The organism is Marivirga sp. (genome assembly GCF_035704835.1).
In the GTDB taxonomy this organism is placed as follows: domain Bacteria; phylum Bacteroidota; class Bacteroidia; order Cytophagales; family Cyclobacteriaceae; genus Marivirga.
The window spans coordinates 1-24,820 of the sequence record NZ_DASSWQ010000059.1 but is presented as its reverse complement, the minus strand read 5'-3'; the positions used below and the strand labels follow the sequence as shown (position 1 = coordinate 24,820).

Genomic DNA, 24,820 nt, shown 5'->3' with positions numbered 1-24,820 from the left:
AATTACATGATATTGTAAGGTATTGACCTGATTTGCAGAGGCAAATGATAATCTTTTGTGTAATTTGAATTTAGAATCCATATAATAAAGAGTACTTCAGTTAAACCGCAAGAACCACAAAATGAAAAAATCATTTTTAATCTTTATTCTAACATTCTTAACATTACAGGTGCTATTTGCACAAAATAAAATTTTAAGAGGGACTGTAACCGATGCGGTAAGCGGTGAGCCACTTTCAGGAGTTAATGTTTTGATCAAAGAAATTGGCAAAGGGATCATTACGGATCGAGAAGGTAATTTTAAAATCTCCATACCTTCTGAAATTGAAAATTTACTTTTTATATATCCTGGGAAAGAAAGAAAAGAAATAGAAGTTGGAGAATATTCATTTGTTTCAGTAGAGCTTGGACCAATCTATTCCCAAATTGATGAGGAGGCTCATTTTTCTTTTGGAACATTAGAACGAAAGTATTTGCAGCCCTATGCCTACCAAGAGCTTGAAGAGAATTCAATTAATAGAATGGGAACACAAAGTTTGGCGACTGTTTTAAAGGGAAAGATTTCCAGCTTATATGTCAATGAAAGCAGTGGAATGCCAGGTGCATCAGCGGCATTAAGTTTAAGAGGAAACAACTCCGTGTTTTTAAATAATTCACCTTTACTTATTGTAGACGGTCTTCCAATTCGATCTGATGCTGGTTTTTCAGGTTTAGAAAACGGAATGGATTATAGTAGCAGAATCAATGACTTGAATGTGGAAGATATTAAAACTATCAATGTTTTGAAAGGTGCTTCTGCTGCTGCATTGTATGGGAGTAGAGCTACAAATGGTGCTATCATCATCACAACAAAAAAAGGGAGTGACTTAAAACCTGGCAGTACTCGAGTAAACGTAGGCCAAAGTTATATCGTAAGTCAAGCAGCAAAACTACCTGAACTACAAAATACCTTTGGTCAAGGTAATAATGGTCAGTTTAATGACAATAGTCCATTTTCATGGGGTGAAAATTTGACCGAAGAGCAAGCATATGATAATTTGAATCCGATGTTTCAAGATGGGTCTACAGCAATTTCTCATTTTGATATTTCAGGCCGCGGAACAAAAGGAAATTATAATGCAGCAGTTTCATATGTAGATCAGAAAGGCGTGATTCCTACTTCTGCTATGAACAGGATTACAGGAAAGTTGCAAGGCGAATTGAATTTCAATAATAAATTCACAGTTGGTGCTATCGCAAATGCGGCCGTTAATGATATATCAAAGTTAGCAGGAGGAAATAATTCTTCCAGTGTATTGAATGGTACTTTCCTAAGTCCGCCTTCATACGATTTATGGGGCGATAGTTTTGCGTCAGCCGGAAACCCAAGCCAGCAAGAATACTACCGACCAGGTGTGGATAACCCAAGATGGTCTTTGGCCAATAATGATTTTTCAGAAACTACTGAAAGGATATTCGGGAGTGTCTATTTTAAGTATCAACCATCAAAATGGTTGCAATTTAATTACAGAGGCGGTGGAGATTTTTTCAATGAAAACATCAATGAGATTTATGATTTAGGGGCGAGTTATACCAATGGTAGAACAACACCTCCTGCTGCTGGTAGAATAATTGAAGGTCAAAATCAGCATCAGGAATTAAATTCGAATATTAACGCTCAGCTTACTTTTGGAAATCCTAAAAGATTGGTGTTTGAGCTGCTCTTAGGTAATGAAACAATTGATATACAGACAAACTCTACCGTAAATATTGGAAATAATTTGAACGAAGCCGGAACACAAGATATCGACAATACAGACACTCAATCTTCAGATACTGTAAATTATTATAGCAGAGTTTATGGATTTTATGCCAATGCCTCTTTTTCCATTTATAATACTATATATCTAGATTTTTCTGCTCGACAAGATTATATCTCCAATTCAAATTATGAAAATGGGGCGTTTATTTATCCTTCAGTTGGAATGAGTTTTGTTTTTTCTCAACTATTTGAAAAGAATAACTTCCTAAATATAGGCAAGTTAAGTGCTAATTTTTCTAATATTGGTCAAGCTCCATTCCTAAATCAAAATATTAATCAAGGATTGAATGAGGGCTTATCTAATCCATATTTTGCTCAGTCAAGAACACATTATCCCTATCTTACTCAAGGACAATTTTTTGTGATGGATGAAGTATTGAGTCCACAAATAACTCAGACCTTAGACTTGGGATTAGATTTAAGGTTATTGAATAATCAAGTTGGTTTGAAGCTTAATTATTTCCAGGAAAATAATAGCGACCAGGTTTTATTATTACCAGAGCCCTTAACCAGTGGGGTCAGTTATCGTTTGCAAAATGTTGGTGAAATCGAAAATAGAGGCATTGAAGCCAGTCTGAGTTTAATTCCAGTAAAAAGAGAAAATTTTGAATGGGAAATAAGTGGTAATTATACCGCTATTGAATCGAATGTTGTTTCCATTAGTGAAAATATAAATCAGCTAAGGTTAAGTGGAGGTGTTGATGGTCCTGAAATTCGATTAGTGGAAGGAGAATCTTTTCCAATGATATACGGAACTTCCTTTTTGAGGAATGAAGAGGGTAAAATAGTAGTAGATGGTAGAGAATTCATTGGTGGAATTTCAAACCCGTCTTTTGGAATGCCAATAGAAGATCCGAATAGAAAATCATTAGGCAAAATGAATCCTGATTTTTGGGCTGCTTTGTCCAGTAATATTAGAATCTATGGACTTTCAATTCATGCTCAATTTGATGGGCAGCTTGGAGGTCACATATATGCAGGCCAAACGCAACAGCAGAAAGAATATGGAACAGACATTGCCACCTCGGATAGAGCAGAAGGCGTAGTTTTGGATGCAGTAAAAGGCTATTACTCCTTAGATGGAAATGGAGAAGCGGTGGTAGAGGCAGACGGAGAAAACAATATTATTATTAATAAAGGAGAATATTTCTGGTCGAACGTGATGGCAGGTATTGATGAGGCACATGTTTATCAGAATAATTTTGTCCGATTAAGAGAGTTGAAAATTGGTTATACTTTTGACCATACTAAAGGAGGAAGTGGCTTTTTCAAAAAAACTAATCTATATGTAGTAGGAAGAAATTTATGGCTGAAGAGTAGTTTGCCTAATGCAGATCCAGAAACAGGATGGAATAGTAACCATCCATATCATGGTCAGCAATTTCTTCATTTCCCACATTTACGTTCCATTGGCGGTGGAATAAATTTAACTTTTTAATATTCTTAAGATGAGAAGTTTAAAATCAATAGTTAATAATTCGATGGCAATACAATTTTGTATGCTAATCCTATTTACGTTAGCTTCTTGTGAGTTGCTTGAAGAAAATGAGAATTTCTCAGCTCGGCAAGGACTAGATGAATTACCAAAATTAGAAGCTGTTTTTGGGAATTCATCAGACTTTAACCTTTCAAGTCCGGAAGGATCCTCTATAAGTATTTTACTTTCATCTAATCAAGATTTTAATAGAAGTATAAGTGTTTTTGTATCCTTAAATTCAGTTGAGAGCGAAGGTACAGAAATTATAGAAGTTGAATCCTTACCGTTTGAATTAGAATTAGATATAGAAGACATCAGAAACATCACTGAAGTGGAGGTCACAGACGGAGATAAATTATTTTTCACCTTTCAATCCACAATTGAAGGTAATGAATATCTATTCAGTAACACAGCCTTATCAGCTAGTGTGATTTGTAATTCTATGATTTCCACAGCAGAAGATACATGGACAGGGAACGGAGTTTCTAATAATGGACCAAGTTTTCCTCCCACTTCAACTGCTGCAAATATTACAATTACGCCAATGGGAGATAATAATTATCTAATATCAGATATTTCTGCGGGATGGCTAGATGCAATTGGTTTTAGACCAGTGCAGGAAGGTATTTATAATGATGAGTGTAATACTATTACTTGGGTTGAGCGAGGCGGAACTGTGCAGTTTGAATTCGTTGACCCGGAAATTCCTGGTAACTACGATCCAATTACCGAAACACTAACCATTTACTGGTCTGAAATTACGAATGATTTCAGTGGTCAATCTATATTCACTAAAAATAATTAAGTAAAAGTTTAAGGTCGTTTTATTTACATGCAATATAATGTAGAAACGGTAGAAGGATATTTAGATGCGATTCTAGAGGAGAGGAAATGGGCATTTAATTTATTGAGAACTACTATTGTAGAAAATTTACCGTTGGGCTTTGAAGAAACAATATCCTATGGTATGATTGCCTATGTTGTGCCTCATTCGCTTTACCCAAGTGGCTATCATGTTGAACCTGAAATACCCCTTCCATTTATAAGTATTGCTTCCCAAAAAAACAATATTGCTTTATATCACATGGGGATTTATGCAATCAAAACATTACTGCACTGGTTTGAGGAAGAGTATAAAAAAGAAGTCGCTACAAAGCTAGATATGGGTAAAAGTTGCATAAGATTTAAGAATCCAAAAAACATCCCTTTTGCGTTAATAGGAGAGTTATGCAAAAAGATGAGCCCAGAAGACTGGATTGAATTATATGAAAATTCAAAATAAGTATTGATTCAGTACAATTTTATTATCTTTAACTTCTGAAAAGATACTTACATCGTCAGTTTCGGTGTCTTTATCAATTTCTTTACCAAAACTTAATATTTACCTTTATTTTTATGGTAAAGGTGCATTCTATTGATAAGGATACTTGTAAAGAGATAACGTCAGTTTATCGAAAGAATTATATTATATGTCTATTAAATATATGTGTTCATAGCAAAGTGGTAAGTAAGGTTAATAAAATATCGACATTAGTACTCTTAGGCTTTCTTCTTAGCCCATTTCTTACATTGGGTCAGTTTCATCCCGACTCCGTATTAGTCCCTGCTGCCTGTTATAATTTTGTTGATAATTTTGAAAATGATAATGGTGAATCTGGTGTAGCTCCTTTGATTCCTGAAGATGGAACGGGTACTTTTATAGATGCAGAGGAACTATGTCTTAGCGGTAATAATAAACACTATGTGATGCCCCCTGATGCGGGCTTGACTGTCGATAATGGGACTTTATTAGATCCATTGGATTTGTATACGGTTGAATTATTGTTTAGAATAGAAAGTCTTGCTAGTGATAATCAAGATGACAGGTTGTTCATAATGAATTTTTTCAATCAAAATGGGGCAGGTTTATTTATTGATAGTGATGGAATCATCAAATATTTCGATCAAAACGATAATATTTTAGCTGCTGGAAGCACTCCAATCCCAGGATACCCAGATGATCTGCCTTCTGATTGGATCAATATCGCTTTTAGTTTAAGTAATGATACCCTGACAGTTTATTATGATGGTAATAAGGAATTTGAATATGTTGACAATGTGTTTGCCTTAAGAAATAATACAAGTTATTTCTATCCGCCAAATAAAATGAGGGGTAATGGAAAAGAAAATCCTGAAGGAGAAATCACAGTAGATTATATCAGATATTTTGGCGAAGCCTTAGATGCCACTGCCATTGAATCTTTAAATCTTGCTGCAATTGCTGGTAATGACATTGAAATTATAGCTTCAGAAACAGCTGGTTGTTTTGGTGATCAAATCACTCTAAGTGCAACAGGAGGAGATCGTTCTTACTTTATCTGGAGCACGGGAGACACCACCGAAACTGAAGTTTTAAATTATACTATCTTCCAAACAACAGATACTATTTGGGTGCAAGGTGTGGCCGTTTCCCCATGTGAAAGACAATGTTTTGATATAGCCGATACGATTGTAATTTCTGGTTTTCCTAATCCTGAAATGGGAATTGTAGGACCAACTGAGCTATGTCAAGGCGATCCTGTTACCTTTTCAGCTTCTGATGATCCCGCAGGAGGACAAGTAGAGTATTTTTGGTCAACTTCTGGTTCAACCTCTTCTGAATCGGGAGCTGATACTAAAGATTATTCTGTTATTTATAGTGCCAGCGGAGTTTTTGACTTGAATTTGGAAATTGAAAATGAGTATGGATGTTTGGCGGATACCACGATTCAAATAACGGTCAATAATGTCCCCACATCTGGTGTAACTGCCCCCGCCACAGCCTGTGAAGAACAAGCAGTTAATATAGAATACACAGGTAATGCTACTCCTACTGCCATTTTCACTTGGGATTGGGATGGAGGAACGGTGGTCAATGAAAATGATCCAGGTAGAAACTTTGATATCCAATGGGATACATTAGGCACTAAAACGATCATCTACCAGATAGAAGAAGGGAATTGTCTGGTCATCGATTCGATTACGATTAACATCACTAAAAAACCTACCATAGAATATATTGCTCCAGCAAGTGTATGTGCAACCAATAGCGTTGATATTGAATACATTGGTAATGCTGATTTAGCTAATGCCAATTTAACGTGGAATTTTGATGGAGGAGTTAATTCAGGCGATGATGTAAATGCTCAGGTAGTTTGGGATACTCCAGGCACCAAATCAATTTCCCTTTCAATTGATGAAGGAGGCTGTGTAAATGACTCTTCTTTTACTTTAGAGGTATTGCCAGTTCCTACAACTGATTTGACTGCCCCAACCAATGTTTGTTCAGGTCTGCCAGCTACTTTTGTATACACGGGAACAGCTGATGCCTCAGCTCAACTTGTTTGGACTTTAAATGGTGGAACTATTTCTACTGTCAGAACAGAAAATAGAGATTTCGATGTTACTTGGCCAACAACTGGAATTAAAAATATCACGTTAAGCGTCAATCAAAACGGATGTGATACCGATACCACCTTTACAGTAAATGTGGGTAAAACGCCAACCGCTTCTATAATTGCACCTGTTGGGGCATGTGCTAATGAACCAGTAATTGTTAGTTATCTTGGGAATGCTAATTTAAATTTGAGCAGTCCTAATCTTGTTTTCGATTGGGATTGGGGAACAGATGGTACTGCAGTTAAGAAGATGGGTGGTCAAGAAGCTTATGATGTACAATGGAGCACATTTGGGACCAAAACCATTACTCTCCAAGTAACTGAAAATGGTTGTACAAGCACCCTGGTTTCTCAAACAATAGAAGTGGCTGAAAAACCAGTGATTAGTTTTAATCCCCCTATTGTCACTTCAATTTGTATAGATGAAACTGTTGTTTTCAATTTTGATGGTTCTGCTGGTGCAAATGGTGTTTTTGATTGGGATTTTGGTGATGCTACTCAGGTTAATGTAACAGATGCCAATACTAATTTCGAGCTAGAATGGGATTCTGCTGGTACTAAAACAGTCACCTTAAGTATTACTAATGATGGTTGTGTTACCACAGAAACATTTGAGATTGATGTTTTAATTCCAGCCACGACAGATGTTACCTATCCTGATTTTGCCTGCGTGGGAGAAACGACAAGATTCATTTATACAGGTTCTGGGGATACGAATGATGCTGGTACTACTTTTGACTGGACCTTTGAAGATGCAACTAGTGTAAACGACCTAGGAAATCAAGTTTATGATGTGACATGGGATAATTATGATGCCAGCAATGCCGCAAACAATATTAAAACTATCACTTTAGAAATTAATAAAAATGGATGTACGGTTATAGAGACCTTCACAGTCGAAATATCTCCTATACCAGTACCTGAAATAACTGCACCTGCTTTAGCATGTTTGAATGAAACGGTTACTGTCGAATTTGACAGCAATTTAGATGCTGCAACTCTAAGCACCCCTTCATTTGGGCTCGGAGCAACAGCAACTGTAACAGCAAATCCGGAAGTTTGGGAAGTGGTGTGGTCAACTGTAGGAACTAAAACTATTTCAGCTACCTATAACCTTAACGGTTGTGATTCAACGGTAACAAAAACAATTCAAATTGTTCCGATTCCTTCTGATGATTTCGATGTTGAAACGCAGATTTGCGATAATGAAACTGCAAATTTTTCATATAAAGGAAATGCAGCTAATACTATAAATTGGACGGTTACACCGAATACAGGAGTAACGATCACACCAATTTCAGGAAACAGAGAAATAGAACTTGGCTTTCCAATAACGGGAACCACAGAAACCTATGTAGTGGAAGCGGTAGTTACAAACGGCAATAATTGTACAGTTACAATGACAGAAAATGTAACTGTGCTACCAGCCCCAATTGCTAATATTCCTATTCCTACTCCTCTTTGTAGCACAGACCCTATTACTTTTGACCTTTCTGCAGATTATGATTCAAATAATTCATACAGATGGGAATGGGATGGTGGTACCGTAGAAAATTATAATGGCACAGATTCTTGGACAGTAAGCTGGGATACAGCAGGGGTAAAAAATGTTGAGTTAATTGTGCAGTCTCCAAATGGCTGTCAAGTAATCGATAACGAAACCATAAATGTAGGATATTTACCTCAATTAGATGAATTAGAAGTTCCAGCAGGCGTTTGTGTGGATTCTCAATTTGAGATAAATTACTTAGGGGATGCCAATGCAGTAGCAGACTTTGATTGGACAATACCAGCAGATGGTTCTCTGGTTGATAATGGAACTGGAAGTTGGTTGTTAGAATTTGGAGAGCCTGGAAACAGAGAAATCACACTTGAAATGACAGGTGGGGCTGGTTGCATAGTGGATACCACTTTCAATATTAATGTAGATTTTTATCCTGAATTTGAATTGTCCTCTAATATGACTTGTACGGACATTGAGGTATTTGTAGATTTTCCAGATGAATTAGATTCTATTTCTTGGGACTTCGGGGTAGATGCTGTATTTGAACAAATAAACGACACTACCTTTAGCGTTTCATATGAAAGTCCAGGAACTAAAACTATTGAGCTATCAATTTTTGGAGCGTGTGGGCAACAGACACAAAGCGATACAGTGAACGTATCAGCTGGACCTGAGTATTCAATCAATGCTCCAGAACAAGCTTGTATTAACGATCCAGATCCTTATCAGGTCATTTTAGCAGAAGCTTTCGGAACTGATGTTCGCATCACCGATTATGAGTTGATTCCAGCTGATGATAATGCAACCGTAACAATCGCCAGTAATACCAGATTAGAAATTGAAGGTTGGGATTACGGAGGTTTTAAGCAAGTTATTTTAGAAGTGACAGATGAATCTGGTAGTGGTTGTCCTGTAAAGTATGAAACTATAGATTATGCCGTTTATAATTTCATTCAATTAGATGCTTTCCCTAATAATGGCTGTATTGGAGACCCCATCAATATTAAGTTTTCAGGGGTAGTAGAAGATGGAGCTACATTCGTTTGGGATTTTGCCGGAGCAGATGTAGATACGCTTGTTTCTAATGAAGAATTTGAACTAAGTTGGAATACGTCAGGAGAAAAAATTATTAATCTAGATATTCAAGGAAATTGTAATGATGTTTCAGGAAGCATTAGTATCAATATTGGGGAACCAGCAAATACTGCCTTAAATTTCCCTACTGAGGTGTGTCGAGGTGAAGCTGCTAATATTACTTACGACATGAGTTTACTGACAACCGCAAGTGATGTTAATAGTGTAGCTATTATTTATCAGAATATGCCAAATGATACGACCAATGATGAGCCTGAAAATGGAATCTTTGCTCCAGTCTGGAATACGGACGGAATAAAGAACTTTTCTCTAGTTGTAAATAATGGTGGCTGTATTGATACTGCTGATTATTCTTTGAGAGTATATGAAATTCCAGTGGCAAATTTCACGCGAAGCGATAACAGAGTTTGTGTGGGAGAAGAAGTCGATTTCAACTTTACGGGAGTTCTTCCAGCTGGAACTGTGGTAGATTGGAATTTCATGGAGGATGATGCCGCAGATATTACTGAAAATACGGTAAACACCAATTACGCTGTAAGCTGGCAAACGCCAGGCATCAAAACCATTAATTTGATTTTAGATAACGGTGGATGTATCGATAGCACTTCTCGAGAAGTTGAAGTATTACCATTTCCAGTTTTTGAAATTGATTTAGCAAATGAAGTGTGTAGAAATGCCCCTACTGTTGTTCGCTTAATTAACAATGGAACCGGAACGATATCTGATTTTGAATTCGAATGGAATTTTGGAAATGCGACCGTGGTTGATTTAGGAAGTGAAGAATATGAACTTACCTTCCCTACAGCTAGTACGCAAACTATTTCTGTAGAGATATTAGGTGAAGGTGGATGTAATAGCGCTGCAAGTAAAAATATTGAAGTTTCTCCAGCACCTGATTTAGAATATCAAACGAATCCAAATCCAGTTTGTGTACAAGAAGATTACACATTTACTTACACAGGGGTTGCAGGTACTAATTTTACAGGTACAATAAATGCCACAGTTGTAAATGCAGATGGCGGTATTGTAACTAAAGTAGATAATCGTACTTCCACTATCAATTGGGATAGTGCTGGATTTAAAACCATTAGAGTTTCAATTGAAGATGATAATGGTTGTCCGGCAATAGTGAGAGTAAATGTGGAAGTGCTTCCTCGCCCTGCAATGACTTTTGATGCACCAACAACTTTCTGTATTGGAGAAGAATTTATTGTGAGCTATACAGGCGATGCAGATCCCTTCACGGATTCATTTACGTGGGCTTTTGACACTACAGATTTGGATTATGCCACTAAAATTGCTGGTCAACAAGCCTATAGAGTACGATATACAGCGGGAGGAACAAGAACAATTGACGTTTCCGTAACAACTGGGAATGGATGTTCCAATACAGAAAGCATCAATGTTGAACTAGTGCAAGGACCGACAGATTTTACAGTTGAACAAGTTCCAGTATGTGCATTTGATGAAATCCCTTTTTATCTGGGAGGTGAAACTATAGTAGATATCGATCCAGGTCAGGATGGAATCTCGGATTCTATTAATCAGAATTTATTAAGCTGGACTACTCCGGGTATTAAAACCATCACATTAACCTTAACTAATGGAAATTGTGAAATTACTGAAGAGTTCGAACTAGAAGTAAAACCTACACCTCTTGGGGAAATTACCGTAGACATTGGATGTGTTGGTCAACCAACTTTAATAAGCTATGGTGGTGCAGGTGCTGCCAGTATTTTTGCTGAATATGATTGGGGAACAAGTTTTGCTGGTGCGACAGTAACTAAACTATCAGGGCAAGAAGCCTATGAGGTGGTTTGGGATACTCCAGGAACATATCCTATTTCAGTAGATATTATTGGGGAAAATGATTGTGAAAATACCATCACTCTTCCTGGCGGAATCACTATAAATCCTTCACCTGTAGTAAACTTTAGTTTGCCAGCTACCATTTGTGAATTTATTGAAAGGGAAATAGCAGTCAATAATCCTGATTCAGCTTATCAATATTCATGGAATATCGGAGCGGATGGTGTTATTATAAATTCTAATGCTGATAGCACTATCATAACGGCAGTTTGGGAAAATATAGGAGATAAAACAGTAAGCGTTTCAGCTTCAGAAAATGGTTGTACTACAGTGAGACAAAGAACTATAAGAGTTTTAAATGCTCCAGATCCCTCATTTGATGCGCCATTATTTTGTATAGATGAAGGTTCTAGTCAAGCCATTGGGACTATTTTTTATACAGGCGACAACAATTTAAATACCGATACGTTTGATTGGGATTTTGATATTGATACAACAGCAGGTGAAAGTGCTACCCAAATTGCAGGAACGCAAAATTATGAGGTTGTCTATACCATTCCAGGTAGAAAAGATGTGAGTCTGACCGTCACTAATGATAATTGTGGAAGTCAAACCTTTACGGACATTATTGCGGTGAACAATCTGGCGGATTTTGATATTGTATCCGCAAATGATGAAAATTGCGCAGGTGCTATTACGCAGATTAGATTTACCGGAGTTGCAGAAGATGGAGCTATTTTCAATTGGGATTTCGATACTGATGCTAATGATGTGATAAATGAAATAGTAGCTGATTCATTATACGAGATAACCTATAATTCAACTGGTCCAAAAAAGATTATTTTAAATATCACTGGTTCTACCTGTAATAATTCATCCTTTGAAGAAGAATTTACCATTGCAGAACCTCCAACATCTGATTTTGACTTGGGAGCCACAGAAAATTGTTTGGGGGAACTAACTATTATCACTTATACCGGAACCACTTCTGATGGGGGAGTTTTGAATTGGGATTGGGCTGACGGTATCCCTACCCAATTGAATGACTCAACCTTTGAAGTAAGATGGCCAACTCCGGGAACAAAAGAAATTAGTTTAGTAGTAGTAGATGGAGGCTGTATTTCAGAAGTAACCCGAAATTCCATAAATGTTTATGATAACGCTAATCCAACCATAAGTATATCTTCAGATTTATGCATCAATTCTGAGGGCACAGCTAGCATTGATACAACAAACTTTGAACCAGGTTCTAAATGGAGCTGGGATTTCCAAGGAGTCGATTTCCTTAGATATGAGAATGATTCCACATTAGTGAATTTCAGCTATAATTCCGCAGGTGAAAAATCTGTTAGACTTAAGGTTGAAGGTAGCATTTGTAATGAGTTCGATACCACCATGATTATTAATGTTGGAGAACGTATTCCTTTTAGCGTATCTGCAGACACTGAAATTTGTTCCAACGATAGTGCCAGAATCGTATTTACTTTACCACTTGTGAATGGCAGATCAGTAGAATGGGATTTTGATAATCCTAGCCAAGTGACCCCTCTTAGCAACACTAGAGAAGATTATTTTGTCACCTGGGAGGAAATAGGTACTAAAAACATAACCATTACCATTAATAATAAAGGTTGTATAAGAGATAGTACCTTCCAAGTCGAAGTCAAGCAATTGCCTGACGCAACTTTTCAGAGAGATGATTATTTATGTCAAGATGATGTTTTGATGCTAGTGCCTGATTGGGATGTTTCGCCTTTCAGCATTATAAGTTGGGATTATGTATATAATGGAATTACTGGTTCTCAAGGAGAGGCAGATTTTGAATTATTACTCGACCAACCAGGTTCAATAGAAATTACGTTAAGTGTTTTGGAAAATGGTTGTCAGGATACCTATACAGAGACAATCGAAATTAGAGAAAAGCCTTTGGCGTCCATTGATGCTCCTGACTTTATATGTTTAGAAGGAACAGCAAATATCTCATTTGGAGATAGCCTAAGAGCAGGAGTTACTTATGATTGGTATTTTGATGGAGCTACCACAGAAAATGATTTAGGCAATGAAGTTTATGAGTTAGGTTGGGATGTTGGAGGGCTTAAAACGCTTTATGTTGTGACAACTTTGGATGGATGTCCATCAGATACTGCATTTCATAATGTGAACGTATTTAGTCTGGATAATTTAATGATTGAACGTGATACAATTTGTCAGCACCAAACCGCTATTGTTGAATTTGAAGCTGATGGGTTAGGTATTGCCGATGATGGATATAGCTGGGACTTTGGTACTGCACGTGTCATAAGCGGTACGGGCTTTGGTCCTTATGAGCTATTCTGGAACACGCCAGGAAATAAAGATGTAGCTATAAATATTGATGGATTTATCTGTAGTACGAATCAACTGGTGAAAACCGTAACAGTAGAGCCTTCATCATTCCCAGGCATCACTATTTCAGGGCCAGATTTGGTCTGTGAAAATATAGATGTATCCTTAGAGCTCAATATAGAAAATGGAGGCGATGCACCAGAATTTGAATGGTTCGTAAATGGTGAATTTATTGGAAATAAATTTGATAGTACCTTAATTGAAGATCAAGATATTGTTCGCGCAAAACTGATTTCTAATGCTGAATGTGTGATTAATTCAGAGGTAATGTCAAATGAATTCGTGGTTAACCTTTTAAATTATAAGTATCAAGGAAATACAAATGCTGTTCCTAACCCAGTGTGTTTGGGAGATTCCGTAGTGATAAGTTTAGACCCAGGTAACTATAGAATTTTAGATTGGGAGATTAGTGATAATATGGAAGATTGGCAAAGTCTGGGTACTTCGCAAACCGAATTGGTAGATTTCCCAGATGCAGATACTTATTACAGAGCTAGAATAATAGATAATCAAGGTTTATGTCCGCAAACTACGCCACCTGCTACCGTTTCTGTAGTTCCTTTTGAACCGATTAATGCTGGAAATGATATCACAATACGAGAGGGAGATACTCGAATATTGGAAGCAACAAATGGATCGAGCTTTATCTGGAGAAATGATGTTTCTATTCAGAGTGATGTGAGGAATTCTAGAATTCAGGTTAGCCCTGTGAAAACGACTACTTTTATTGTAGATGGCTTGACGGTAAACGGATGTCCTGATACGGATTCTGTGACAGTAGTGGTAAGACCACCAATTGCTCCTGCAAACGTATTTACGCCAAATGGTGACGGAGTAAATGATTTTTGGGATTTAGGAGGAATTGGAGAGTATCCTAATCCTGAAGTGAAAATTTATAATAGATGGGGAAAAGAATTATTTTATTCATTGGGTTATGATCAACCTTGGGATGGTAAATTCAACGGAGAAGTACTTTCCCCAGGGGTTTATTATTATGTAATTGATTTGAATGATGGGTATGAACCAGTAACCGGAACAATCACTATATTGTACTGACTTTGAATAAACTATTAACCATATCGATCTTAATTTTGGGATTGCTTCCTTTGGAATTGTCCGCACAGCAAAGGCCGCAATATACCCAATATGCAACGAATCAATTTTTGCTGAATCCAGCGATTGCTGGTTCTCAGAATATGGATGAGATTAAAATCGGAGGTCGTGTACAGTGGATTGGCTTTGAAGATGCACCGCAAACAGTATTTGCAACTTATCATGCACCTTTCAAAAAAATGCCGTTTCAAAACACTATGAATCAAAGAGGACATCATGGATTTGGAGCTATTCTGATTAAAGACATTACTGGACCTATTAGTCAAACATCTGCACATCTTAATTATGCCTATCACCATCCATTTACGAGCAACTTAAGTGCCTCCGTTGGCGCTTCATTAGGGATTTTACAGCATACTATCGATATGGATCAATTAAGCTTTCAAAATTCTAATGATGTAATAATTGATAGAATTTTGCCCAATCGATTTATTCCCGATGGTTCAATTGGCATATGGGTTTACAGCGATAAATTTTATTTTGGAGCTTCCATAACACAGATGATTAGCAATACCACTATGTTTTTGCCAACTGGAGAAAGGGAAGTGGAAGTATTTGATTTGGAGGCACATTATTTTGCTAACATCGGTTATAAATTCGATATAGGTCAAGAGAATTCAGATTGGTTTCTAGTGCCTTCTGTTTTGTTTAAATCAGTTCGCCCTTCATCTGGTCATGTTGATTTTAATATTAGAGCTCAAAAAGCAGATAATTTTTGGTTTGGTGGCTCCTTTAGGCAAGATGATAGCTTTAGCGGATTAGTCGGTTTTTCTGCAATGCAGGATTTCGCTTTTACCTATTCATATGATTTCATCATTTCAGATATTGGTCCCTACAGTGGAGGTAGTCATGAACTCACTATGACTTTTAAATTCAAAAAGAAACAGAGAAAAGTTATTTGCCCTGATTCTTTTTGGTTGTAAGTAGAACTCAATTTTCGATTTCAGCATTCTGGCCAAAATATTCTGTTAGTTCCTGTAAAGTTCGGTCTGTAACCTTAATATCTTTTACGATTTCACCTTTATCTAGAATGACGATGCGTTCGCAAATTTCAGTAACATGGTTAAGGTCATGGCTAGATATCACAAAAGTAACCGATTTTTCAGCTTGAAATTGCTGGATTATTTTTTTCAATCTGATCTGGCTTGTAGGATCTAGATTTTCAAAAGGTTCATCTAATAAAACAAGTTTTGGGTCACCCAATAATGCAGCAGCAACACCTACTTTTTTCTTATTTCCTTTCGATAAGTCTCTGATGTATTTTTTCTTACCAAATATCTCATCATTGAAAAGTGGCTCAAATAATTTCAAATGTTTGTCAACATCTCCCTTACTAACCCCTCTTATTTTTGCAATAAATGAAAAATACTCTTCTGGAGTAAGATAGCTAATTAAGAATTTTTCGTCTATAAAAGAGCCGGTGAAATTTTTCCAATCTTCACTTTGATTTACAGCTTCTCCATCTATTAAAACCTCACCCTCACTAGACCTAATGAGGTCTAGCATTAGCCGTAAAAGAGTAGTTTTTCCTGCTCCGTTGTTCCCTACCAGGCCAAATGATTGCTTTTCTGGGATTTCAAGCTCAGCAATATTAAGTACCGTTAATTTCTTATAGCTTTTTTGAAGGTTGTTTATTTTAATCACTTTATTAAATGGTTAAGTCGTGAATGAGTTTGTATTTATCTTTTTTGAGTTTTTTAGATACAGCCTTGAAAAACGTTTTTCTGAAAATAATACCAATTAGTCCTGCTACTGCTATTGCTAAAATGCCCATTTGAGAATTCCAGAAAATTGCAAATGGAGCATAGACAGCCATTGGGCCTAAAAGGATAGGCAGACCTACCACAAATTGAGCAGCACCAACTCCTTGATAATTCATCATGGAGCTTTTATCTAATTCAATTGGTTTCGGCCCCCATAAGCTCATGCGCATAATCAGCATGCTATTGATTCCAATGTTGTAGATGGCAGTGGCACCCATGACTATCATCAATTCATATCCAAAGTAGAAATAGGGGATAGATAGAATCGATGTAATCAATACAGAATAAAGTAATAATCGATAGCGACTTTCTACCCAATGTGTATAAGGGTTAATCTTAGTCAGAAAGAAATCCATTTGGTTGGTATTCCAGCTCCACAAAAACTGACCGTATTGCATGATGAAAATTCCTGTAAAGAAAGTGCCTACAAAAATCTTAATCACTTCAGAAGGACCCTCATCTCCCGTTGCTTGTTGCATGAAGATCAGAGGGTAAAATAAAAATAAGCCAGCAACTAGAATACTGGACCTGCTTCTTTTATGCCTAAGAATTAATTTCAATTCTTGTACAATGAGGGTATTTAGCAAGCCTTTGTTTTCCCAAGTGCTAAGTTTTCCCGTGATTTTCTCATCTGACATCATTTTGGCATCAAATAAATCTTCTACATAAAGGTTTTTATAAAAAAACTGGTAACTCGTGAAAATTAAAAAACTTAAAATGACTATTGGTATCATTATGAGCAAAGGAGTAGCATAGGTCGTAACTGCCCAACTTCCTAATGGAATCAATTCGAAATTGAAATAATTAGTACCTACATAATGAGCGATAACTAAACCAGCGAAAATCACCCAAACGATAGTTTTGCTTTCTAATTTCTTCTTTAAAAGGATATTAAAAAAGTGAAGAGAAAGTGAAATTACTAGTGTGAAAGCTAACCAAATCAGTGTTTCTTCAAGCCCAATAACCGGAAGAAATGTGCTGATGGCTAATGGAATGAATATAGCAGGCGCAATCAAATTATAAGGACTTAATATCGATTTAAACACTAAAAAGCGTGCGATATTCTTTTTACGGATTGGTAAATGTAAATAGGGTTCAATATCGAGAACGGGTACGGTTTGCATAATATATCGGATCGCTAGTTCCGTCACAAAATAGTACAGCAGGAATTGATTAACCAACTGAGTAGGTTCAGTATTTATTCCTAAACCATCCAATATTTCATCCAAAGATGAACTAACAAAAATTAGATTCATCAATATAAGAAACCCAACTAGCGTAAGGAAGATCTTAATTCCAATGTCTTTTTCAAAAGAAGGAGATCTTCTAAAACTAATCCATTGATGCTGTAAAATTGATTTCATATAACTATTGGTTGATAGTTTATTTCAAAATTGGGTTAAAGTTAAAAAACTCCTTGCGCTTTCATAGCATTCGCTACTTTTAAAAATCCCAAAATATTAGCAGCGGCTAAATAATCATGCTGGTTAAGGTTATATTCATCTGCAATTTTCACACAATTATCATGAATGTCCTTCATGATGGTTTTTAATTTATCGTCCACTTCTTCTCTTGACCAATAAACACCAATTCTATTTTGGCTCATTTCCAAGCCTGAAACCGCTACACCACCTGCATTGCTAGCTTTTCCAGGAGCATATAATATATCTGATTCACAAATAATATCAATTGCTTCAGCTGTTAAAGGCATGTTGGCTCCTTCTGCTAATAATTTAATACCTGCTTTTTTTAGGCTTTTTGCATCCTGTTTATTGATTTCATTTTGGGTAGCGCAAGGAAAAGCACAATCTGCTTTGGTTTTCCAAAGTGGATTGAAATCCTGCTTTGAATCTACATCTTCATACTTAGCATTAGGATATTTTTCTAAGTACTCTGAAATTCTGCCTCTGTTGACGTTTTTTATTTCTTTAATGTGCTCCAGTTTTTGTGTATCAATTCCTTCTTCATCTATGATATAACCGGAAGAGTCAGAAGCAGTAATGGGTTTTGTTCCTAATTCTATTAATTTTTCCAGTGTGAATTGTGCTACATTTCCTGAACCTGAAACTAAACACTTTTTGTCTTTCAAGCTGTTATCATTCTTCTCTAACATGTATTGAGCAAAATAAACCAAACCATAACCTGTGGCTTCAGGTCGGATTAAACTACCTCCCCATTCTTCTCCTTTTCCGGTAAGTACTCCGGTAAATTCATTTTGCATTTTTTTATAAGCCCCAAACAGGTAACCAATTTCTCTTCCACCCACGCCAATATCACCTGCTGGAACATCAGTGAAATGACCTATATGTCGGTATAATTCACCCATAAATGCCTGGCAAAACCTCATGATTTCTGTATCAGATTTGCCTTTTGGATCGAAATCAGCTCCCCCTTTTCCGCCTCCCAACGGCAATCCAGTAAGGGCATTCTTGAAAATTTGTTCAAAAGCCAAAAATTTTAAAATACTTTGATTTACGGAAGGGTGAAATCGTAATCCACCTTTGTAGGGACCTAAAGCACTGTTCATTTGAATTCTAAAACCTCTATTAACCTGAACCTCTCCTTCATCATTTAGCCAATTTACTCGAAAGGAAATCAAACGCTCTGGCTCAGCCATTCTTTCCAAAAGTTTTAGTTTATGATATTCTGGATGCTTTTTAAAAACGATTCCGATTGAAGAAATTACTTCGTCCACCGCCTGAATGAATTCAGGCTCGTTCGGATTTCTTTTTTTGATTTGCTCCAATAATTCGTTTTCAGACATATTGATTTTACTTTTTATAATTCTCAAATTAAATTACACGAAATATTGTTTTTGTATCCTGTAAATCAGGTAGTTGAAACAGGTTTCCGTGTATTTTCCTACTAGGCTCTATTTAATAAGTAACTCTATTTACAGAAATTCTGTTTAAGAGAATAGATATGTAAATTTTTTTTTGATGTTATTATTAATTAAGCCTGTCTGGATTTAATTATAAATAGATGTCAACATCTTGTACTAGAATAACTTTTTAATGTTTTATATAATCCATTCATAATTAACATTTATGAAACCAACCACCAAGCCAAACCTCAAGTGGATCCGAAGGATTTCACAATTAATGGATTCAAAATTTACCATTCCATCCACCTCTATAAAGTTCGGAATAGATCCATTGGTTGGGTTGATTCCCGGTCTTGGAGATTTAAGTTCATACGTAGTTTCTTTAATGCTAATTTATACTATTCGTAAAAATGGTGCCAGCGGAAAATTGATAACAAAAATGCTCTTAAATGTTTCCATCGATGCAATAATCGGGGCTATCCCCGTACTGGGGGCGATTTTTGATATTTGGTTTAAAGCGAATGATAAAAACCTTCGGCTGGTTCAGGAATATTATGAAGAGGGAAAACATCAAGGTTCGGGCAAAGGACTGCTATTTTTAATCATTCTGTTGGTTATCATTATAATAGCTGCACTGATATACATTGCCTGGTGGGCGGTAATGGAGCTTGGAGAATTATTTTCAACCTATCAATCTGGCTAATAATTAATTTTGAGAAGGTTTTCTATGGGAGTTTAATCTGATTGATGGCTTAATAGCCATCGTATGCTGGCGCAGCCGTAGTGAGTAAATATAAATTAAAACATAATGAATTATTATAATGGTCGATCGCACATCGACCATTATAATATGGTAGTTATGTCATTTAATAGTAGTTAGTAAAAAGCGAAATTACTATACTTTTTCAGAGAATTCAATGCACTACTCTAAACGTTCAGGAAGTTCGCTATCGAATTTGTCCCATTGTGTGGCAAGCACTCCACGAGTCAATAATTTGATACTCGTGCTTACAACCGCAAGACTCAACGAAAATAATAGTACTTCTTTCGCAATCATCTTTGAGGAGTAAAGATTGTCGGGTGGTGGCGTTTTTGTAACTTTTTCCCAACCTTTTTTCACCAGCTCTTTAGCTAGGTAACTAATTCCAAAAGCAGCAAATGTTTCAATAATTTCGTAATTGCCTTCCGTCAAGTATTTCTTCTTCTGTAATTCCATAATTATTATATTTAAATGTTAATAGTTCTGTATCTTGCTTTTACTAGCATAAAAAACCCGTAAGCGAATAATCCTACTGCAAGTATTGCTAGAAAGATTATTCCAAATTCGTTTTGAATAAAATTAAAAGCATCTTTAGTGCCACCAGCCGATTTAGAGTTGGCTATAAAAGCTGCATGAAATATGAGATAGGAAATGATGCCTACTACTATACCTCGCGCGGTGTATCCTACATACCCAGAGTTTAATATGATTTTCTCAATTCTATTATCAAGTTCAGCTGCTTGCACCTTCTTTTTAAATTTTCCAGAATAAGCTATATATAGTTGATATCCTGCCTTACCCAAAAATGCAGCAGCAAAAACTCCTACTAAGATCTGTCCATACGGTTTAGTAAGTAATTTAGCAACGGTAGATTCGTTACTCCCGCCAGATCCGCCTCCAGCGTTAAAAAGTATTTTTAGTGCTGTAAATGCTAAAAATCCATAAAATATACCTGAAGATGCATAGCCAGCTCTCGTAAATAAGCCATTTAAGTCATTTCCCTTATTTTCAGGATCTGCAAAAGCCTGGAAAAATCTCCAAAAAATATAACCTAGGAGACCCAAAGCGGTCACCCCCAGTAATAACTTACCAAAGGATTGTCCAGTTATAATAATTAACACACCATCAGATCCAGTTTTTTCACCACTCTTGCTAACGGCAGCTGTTAACGTCAGTATTCCTATTAAGCAATAGACAAATCCTTTGGTGAAAATACCGAACCGAGCGATTTTCTCTTTCTTTCGATCCACGCTATTACTTAGTTAGCACGTAAAATGCATGAATAACTCCTGGAATAAAAAATAGGCAGGTCAGGATTAGATTGATCCAAAAGGCACTAGTAAGTCCTTTTTCCATAGCCACCGCCAGAGGTGGCAAAAAAATAGCCAAAAAAATTTGTAAGAAGCTCATTATTAAAAGGTTTAGTTTAAAAAGTTGGTCTTACAATTCACGTTACTTATCAAGATTAGTTACAATTACATTTATTACGGAAATAACCATATAAATAATATTTAGGATCTAACTCAACTTTTGAAGGGTAAAGGATTTTTGGTAGAGTAAAGCACTTGTATATGAGTAGACGCAGTTGTCTAAAGTTTCCCTCTTAATTAATTTATTCAATAAAAATAGAGAAAATAGATGTTTAAGAAGTTTCAGTTGGTTGTTTTATGAATAGGAGTTTAAGCGTTGCAAAAGTAAATTGGTCTGATTTTTGGTTTAATCAACTAAATCAAAAATCAGACCTATGAAAAAGTTACTATTCTTTTTACTGACTATTATTTTGATTTCTTCTTGCACAGATAGAGGCAGATTGGAAAGAAGAGAGGACCGAATTGAAGGGAGATGGTATTTCGATAAAGCCTTTTATAAAGAAGATTTTGCCTTATTGAGAAATAATATTTCGAGTGATTTTGCTGGAGATGAAATCATTTTTTACGAAGATGGTTTCGCAGAATATTACGATGCCTCGCTAGATGCATTCTTTAGTGGAGATTGGTTTTTGACATTGCATTCTACTCGATTTCAAGATGGTACTGAGCGAATTTACAATCTTGATATGGAATTTGTTGATACCGTAAACCGTGAAAGGTTTTCTTTCTATAGCACAGCCACCAGAATAGGTTTAAGGAATATGACCATAGAAGTTTATGACGACTATGGCTATTATACTTTTAAGTTGAATAAGATAGATTGATTAAATTACTTTAATTTCTCTTTCAAAAACTCAGCAGTATAATTATTCTTCACTTTTATCATGTCCTCTGGGAGACCTTCAAAAACTAATTTTCCACCTTTTTGACCTCCCTCTGGACCTAAATCAATCAGCCAATCGGTCGTTTTGCTGACTTTTATAAATGCTTTGAATGCTATCAGGTTTCCAAGCCGATAAATTTTCTTTTCAGATTAATATTTAGCTATGTAATATTTATTTTTTTTTTCAATTTATTTATGATTTAGTTGGTATTTAATATATGTATATATATACTTGTACCGATTAATATATTTTAAACTTAAAACCATTAAAAATGAAAAAGAAATTAATTTATGTAATGTCCGCATCCTTGTTATTGGGTGGATTAACTTTTGGATTCAATAATTCAGAGGTTAGAGCACAAGAGGAATTAAAACCTTCATATCCTTGCAAAAATGGTGGAACATTTGGTATAAAGAACCTTGGGGTATGTTATGGAGAAAGTAATGAATGTTACCGATGTAGAATATTTGCTCAGTAATTTGTTCTCCAAAGAGACTGTTCCTAAAGGGCAGTCTCATTTTGTGTGTCAGGCATGGTCATCATGCTATAGGGTGCAAGTCCCGAACGAGAGTTACAGTACTTATCGTTAGCCAATAGCAAGGGTGTCGTGGGCGACTGCGAATCTGAAAGAAGCTGGCGGCAAATATTCGAGCCTACGAACAGAAACTTCATATAAGGCGGGTATGTGTGGGTGATGTTGCAAAAGAAACAGAAGCCCAATACTGTACGGAACATATAAACGTAAATGAAGAGGCTACATGAATAGAAAGTATATGACCTTACCCTGAGAGATCTGACCTTATATTGGCGAGGGCATGCGCGAATGCCTGAGCGGTGAACGTTTACAGCGATGTAATTCGGTAATGTCAGAAGTCAGCAGAAGCCATAGTAGGAATGAAACGAGCCTTGCTAAACAAATAAATGCAAGGAAGACTCACAGAAGAACCGAAGGGCTGAATGTTAAAGTAAGGGAACGAAGTACAATTTTTCAAGGAGAAAACGTAAAGCAGAACCACGTAAGAGAACTGTTTGCAAGAGGATAGGGCAGAACCCGAAAGTAAAATGCAAAAGGAGCTTAGTTCATCCCTGAGATAGTATGGAAGTGACCCTGTGAACCAAAAGTCAAGTACTATGCTGGAAGCAATTATGGACAGGCGTAATGTTGAAAAAGCCCTTTTGCAGGTAGAACGCAACAAGGGAGTAGGAGGCGTGGACGGTATGCAGACCGATGAACTTCGTGACTACCTAAACACCCACTACCAACAATTGCGCAGGGAAGTAATGGCAGGCATTTACAAGTCAAGCCCAGTGAAAAAGGTAGAGATACCCAAGCCACAAGGAGGGGTAAGAATGTTAGGAATACCTACGGTAATAGACCGGTTGCTCCAACAATCCATCAGTCGATGGATGAACCAATTCTACGAACCCTATTTTTCAGCGTTCAGCTATGGTTTTCGCCCCAACAAGAATGCCCATCAGGCGGTATTGCAGGCACAAACCTTTTTAAACGAAGGTAAAAGTTATGTAATAGAACTTGATCTGGAAAAGTTCTTCGATAAGGTAAACCATGATAAGTTGATGGGGCTTTTGATGCGTAAAATAACGGATAAAGCCACATTACAGCTTATTCGACAATATTTACGCAGTGGCATAATGGAAGACGGAGTAGTAAGCCAACGAATAGAAGGCACACCCCAAGGTAGTCCATTGAGTCCTCTATTATCGAATATCATCTTGGATGAACTCGACAAGGAATTAAGTAAAAGAGGGTTGAGTTTTGTAAGGTATGCAGATGACTGCAGTATTTATGTAAGGAGTGAAAAGTCGGCACAACGAGTGTTGGCGAGTATCACCCACTACATAGAAAAAGACTTGAAATTAAAAGTAAACAAAGCGAAGAGCAAGGTAAGCCGTCCAACCGAAAGTACCTTATTAGGTTTTTCCTTTTACAAAAGTAAAGGAGAATGGGAAATACGAATAGCCAAGAAAACTATTGAGCGTATCAGGGAGAAAAGCAAAACAATTACTAAACGCAATAACGGAAGTAATACAAGGCAGAAAGTATTGAAAATACAAGCACTCGTTCAAGGATGGGTGAACTACTTTTCGATAGCAAAAGCTAAGTCAGTGATGCAAAACCTCGATGCTCTAGTAAGATCAAGGCTACGTATGGGCTTATGGAAGGAATGGAAGTGGTGTAAGACAAGAGTTGCCAATTTGTTGAAATTAAAAGCGAGCAAGCAAAAGTCATATGAATGGGGAAACAGTAGCAGGGGCTATTGCCGAGTGGCAAGAAGTCCGATACTCTGTACCACACTCAATAATGCATATTTTACCAAACAAGGGTATATTGGGTTTTACGAAACTTACTTACGGCTGACTAATGCAACACAGCCATCATTATTTTAACAAACCGCCCTGTACCGAACGGTACGCAGGGTGGTGTGAGAGGACGGATAGGGAAATAATCCCTATCTTCCTACTCATATATTTACACCATCAAGCTAAAGTACAATTTTAGATTTCTGTAAATTAGCTAAAATTAAAAACGAAAGGAAAGGATTAAATCTGTCTACTAAACACTTTGATGTTGCAATCGAGAAATCCCTTTCCTTTCTAT

Annotated in this window: 15 protein-coding genes; 9 read left to right on the top strand and 6 right to left on the bottom strand. The window is 36.5% G+C overall.

The window, feature by feature from the left end:
• Nucleotides 1-121: 121 nt before the first annotated feature.
• From VFM92_RS09095 to VFM92_RS09075, 5 genes are all read left to right on the top strand, one after another.
• Nucleotides 122-3,238 carry a SusC/RagA family TonB-linked outer membrane protein gene (locus tag VFM92_RS09095; RefSeq protein WP_325121899.1) on the top strand — a complete coding sequence of 1,039 codons (3,117 nt, stop codon included), beginning with the start codon at nucleotides 122-124 and terminating at the stop codon, nucleotides 3,236-3,238.
• 10 nt (nucleotides 3,239-3,248) lie between these two features.
• Complete coding sequence (locus tag VFM92_RS09090; protein WP_325121898.1) at nucleotides 3,249-4,082, top strand: hypothetical protein; 834 nt, start codon at nucleotides 3,249-3,251, stop codon at nucleotides 4,080-4,082.
• Nucleotides 4,083-4,109: 27 nt separating this feature from the next.
• Nucleotides 4,110-4,559 (top strand): DUF1801 domain-containing protein, encoded by a 450-nt coding sequence (locus VFM92_RS09085; RefSeq protein WP_325121897.1) that lies wholly within the window; start codon nucleotides 4,110-4,112, stop codon nucleotides 4,557-4,559.
• Nucleotides 4,560-4,672: 113 nt separating this feature from the next.
• The gene (locus VFM92_RS09080) at nucleotides 4,673-14,542 is read left to right on the top strand and encodes a gliding motility-associated C-terminal domain-containing protein (protein WP_325121896.1); all 9,870 of its coding nucleotides are present in this window, start codon (nucleotides 4,673-4,675) and stop codon (nucleotides 14,540-14,542) included.
• A 2-nt stretch (nucleotides 14,543-14,544) separates the two neighbouring features.
• Nucleotides 14,545-15,522: a type IX secretion system membrane protein PorP/SprF gene (locus VFM92_RS09075; RefSeq protein WP_325121895.1), complete on the top strand. Its 978-nt coding sequence runs from the start codon at nucleotides 14,545-14,547 to the stop codon at nucleotides 15,520-15,522.
• Nucleotides 15,523-15,529: 7 nt separating this feature from the next.
• On the opposite strand, the gene VFM92_RS09070 is transcribed toward VFM92_RS09075, so the two are convergent.
• From VFM92_RS09070 to gdhA, 3 genes are read right to left on the bottom strand one after another with little or no spacing between them, the layout of a single operon-like run.
• Entirely contained in the window at nucleotides 15,530-16,243 is a 714-nt protein-coding gene (locus tag VFM92_RS09070) for an ABC transporter ATP-binding protein (protein WP_325121894.1), read from the bottom strand.
• A 4-nt stretch (nucleotides 16,244-16,247) separates the two neighbouring features.
• Nucleotides 16,248-17,726 carry a DUF5687 family protein gene (locus VFM92_RS09065; RefSeq protein WP_325121893.1) on the bottom strand — a complete coding sequence of 493 codons (1,479 nt, stop codon included), beginning with the start codon at nucleotides 17,724-17,726 and terminating at the stop codon, nucleotides 16,248-16,250.
• A gap of 41 nt (nucleotides 17,727-17,767) precedes the next feature.
• Nucleotides 17,768-19,126, bottom strand: a complete 1,359-nt coding sequence (gdhA, locus tag VFM92_RS09060) for an NADP-specific glutamate dehydrogenase (RefSeq protein ID WP_325121892.1) — start codon at nucleotides 19,124-19,126, stop codon at nucleotides 17,768-17,770.
• Between the two features lie 283 nt (nucleotides 19,127-19,409).
• On the opposite strand from gdhA, the gene VFM92_RS09055 reads away from it, so the two are divergent.
• Entirely contained in the window at nucleotides 19,410-19,889 is a 480-nt protein-coding gene (locus VFM92_RS09055) for a DUF4112 domain-containing protein (protein WP_325121891.1), read from the top strand.
• Nucleotides 19,890-20,108: 219 nt separating this feature from the next.
• On the opposite strand, the gene VFM92_RS09050 is transcribed toward VFM92_RS09055, so the two are convergent.
• The 3 genes from VFM92_RS09050 to VFM92_RS09040 are packed head-to-tail and all read right to left on the bottom strand — an operon-like array spanning nucleotide 20,109 to nucleotide 21,356.
• A complete protein-coding gene (locus tag VFM92_RS09050; RefSeq protein ID WP_325121890.1) occupies nucleotides 20,109-20,402 on the bottom strand; it encodes a DUF4235 domain-containing protein in 294 nt (97 codons plus the stop codon).
• An 11-nt stretch (nucleotides 20,403-20,413) separates the two neighbouring features.
• Nucleotides 20,414-21,196 carry a DUF1206 domain-containing protein gene (locus VFM92_RS09045; RefSeq protein WP_325121889.1) on the bottom strand — a complete coding sequence of 261 codons (783 nt, stop codon included), beginning with the start codon at nucleotides 21,194-21,196 and terminating at the stop codon, nucleotides 20,414-20,416.
• 4 nt (nucleotides 21,197-21,200) lie between these two features.
• A complete protein-coding gene (locus VFM92_RS09040) occupies nucleotides 21,201-21,356 on the bottom strand; it encodes a YqaE/Pmp3 family membrane protein (protein ID WP_325121888.1) in 156 nt (51 codons plus the stop codon).
• 334 nt (nucleotides 21,357-21,690) lie between these two features.
• On the opposite strand from VFM92_RS09040, the gene VFM92_RS09035 reads away from it, so the two are divergent.
• The 3 genes from VFM92_RS09035 to ltrA all read left to right on the top strand — a co-directional run bounded on the left by VFM92_RS09035 (nucleotide 21,691) and on the right by ltrA (nucleotide 24,609).
• Nucleotides 21,691-22,140, top strand: a complete 450-nt coding sequence (locus VFM92_RS09035) for a hypothetical protein (RefSeq protein WP_325121887.1) — start codon at nucleotides 21,691-21,693, stop codon at nucleotides 22,138-22,140.
• A 331-nt stretch (nucleotides 22,141-22,471) separates the two neighbouring features.
• A complete protein-coding gene (locus tag VFM92_RS09030) occupies nucleotides 22,472-22,678 on the top strand; it encodes a hypothetical protein (protein WP_325121886.1) in 207 nt (68 codons plus the stop codon).
• A gap of 653 nt (nucleotides 22,679-23,331) precedes the next feature.
• Complete coding sequence (ltrA, locus tag VFM92_RS09025) at nucleotides 23,332-24,609, top strand: group II intron reverse transcriptase/maturase (protein WP_325121885.1); 1,278 nt, start codon at nucleotides 23,332-23,334, stop codon at nucleotides 24,607-24,609.
• Nucleotides 24,610-24,820: the final 211 nt, after the last annotated feature.

Excerpts from the sequence above, each read along its gene's own strand:
- ltrA (WP_325121885.1), top strand. The coding sequence starts at position 23,332 with ATGCTGGAAGCAATTATGGACAGGCGTAATGTTGAAAAAGCCCTTTTG.
- VFM92_RS09040 (WP_325121888.1), bottom strand. The coding sequence starts at position 21,356 with ATGAGCTTCTTACAAATTTTTTTGGCTATTTTTTTGCCACCTCTGGCG.
- gdhA (WP_325121892.1), bottom strand. The coding sequence starts at position 19,126 with ATGTCTGAAAACGAATTATTGGAGCAAATCAAAAAAAGAAATCCGAAC.
- VFM92_RS09095 (WP_325121899.1), top strand. The coding sequence starts at position 122 with ATGAAAAAATCATTTTTAATCTTTATTCTAACATTCTTAACATTACAG.
- VFM92_RS09085 (WP_325121897.1), top strand. The coding sequence starts at position 4,110 with ATGCAATATAATGTAGAAACGGTAGAAGGATATTTAGATGCGATTCTA.
- VFM92_RS09090 (WP_325121898.1), top strand. The coding sequence starts at position 3,249 with ATGAGAAGTTTAAAATCAATAGTTAATAATTCGATGGCAATACAATTT.
- VFM92_RS09080 (WP_325121896.1), top strand. The coding sequence starts at position 4,673 with ATGGTAAAGGTGCATTCTATTGATAAGGATACTTGTAAAGAGATAACG.
- VFM92_RS09055 (WP_325121891.1), top strand. The coding sequence starts at position 19,410 with ATGAAACCAACCACCAAGCCAAACCTCAAGTGGATCCGAAGGATTTCA.
- VFM92_RS09065 (WP_325121893.1), bottom strand. The coding sequence starts at position 17,726 with ATGAAATCAATTTTACAGCATCAATGGATTAGTTTTAGAAGATCTCCT.
- VFM92_RS09030 (WP_325121886.1), top strand. The coding sequence starts at position 22,472 with ATGAAAAAGAAATTAATTTATGTAATGTCCGCATCCTTGTTATTGGGT.
- VFM92_RS09035 (WP_325121887.1), top strand. The coding sequence starts at position 21,691 with ATGAAAAAGTTACTATTCTTTTTACTGACTATTATTTTGATTTCTTCT.
- VFM92_RS09050 (WP_325121890.1), bottom strand. The coding sequence starts at position 20,402 with ATGGAATTACAGAAGAAGAAATACTTGACGGAAGGCAATTACGAAATT.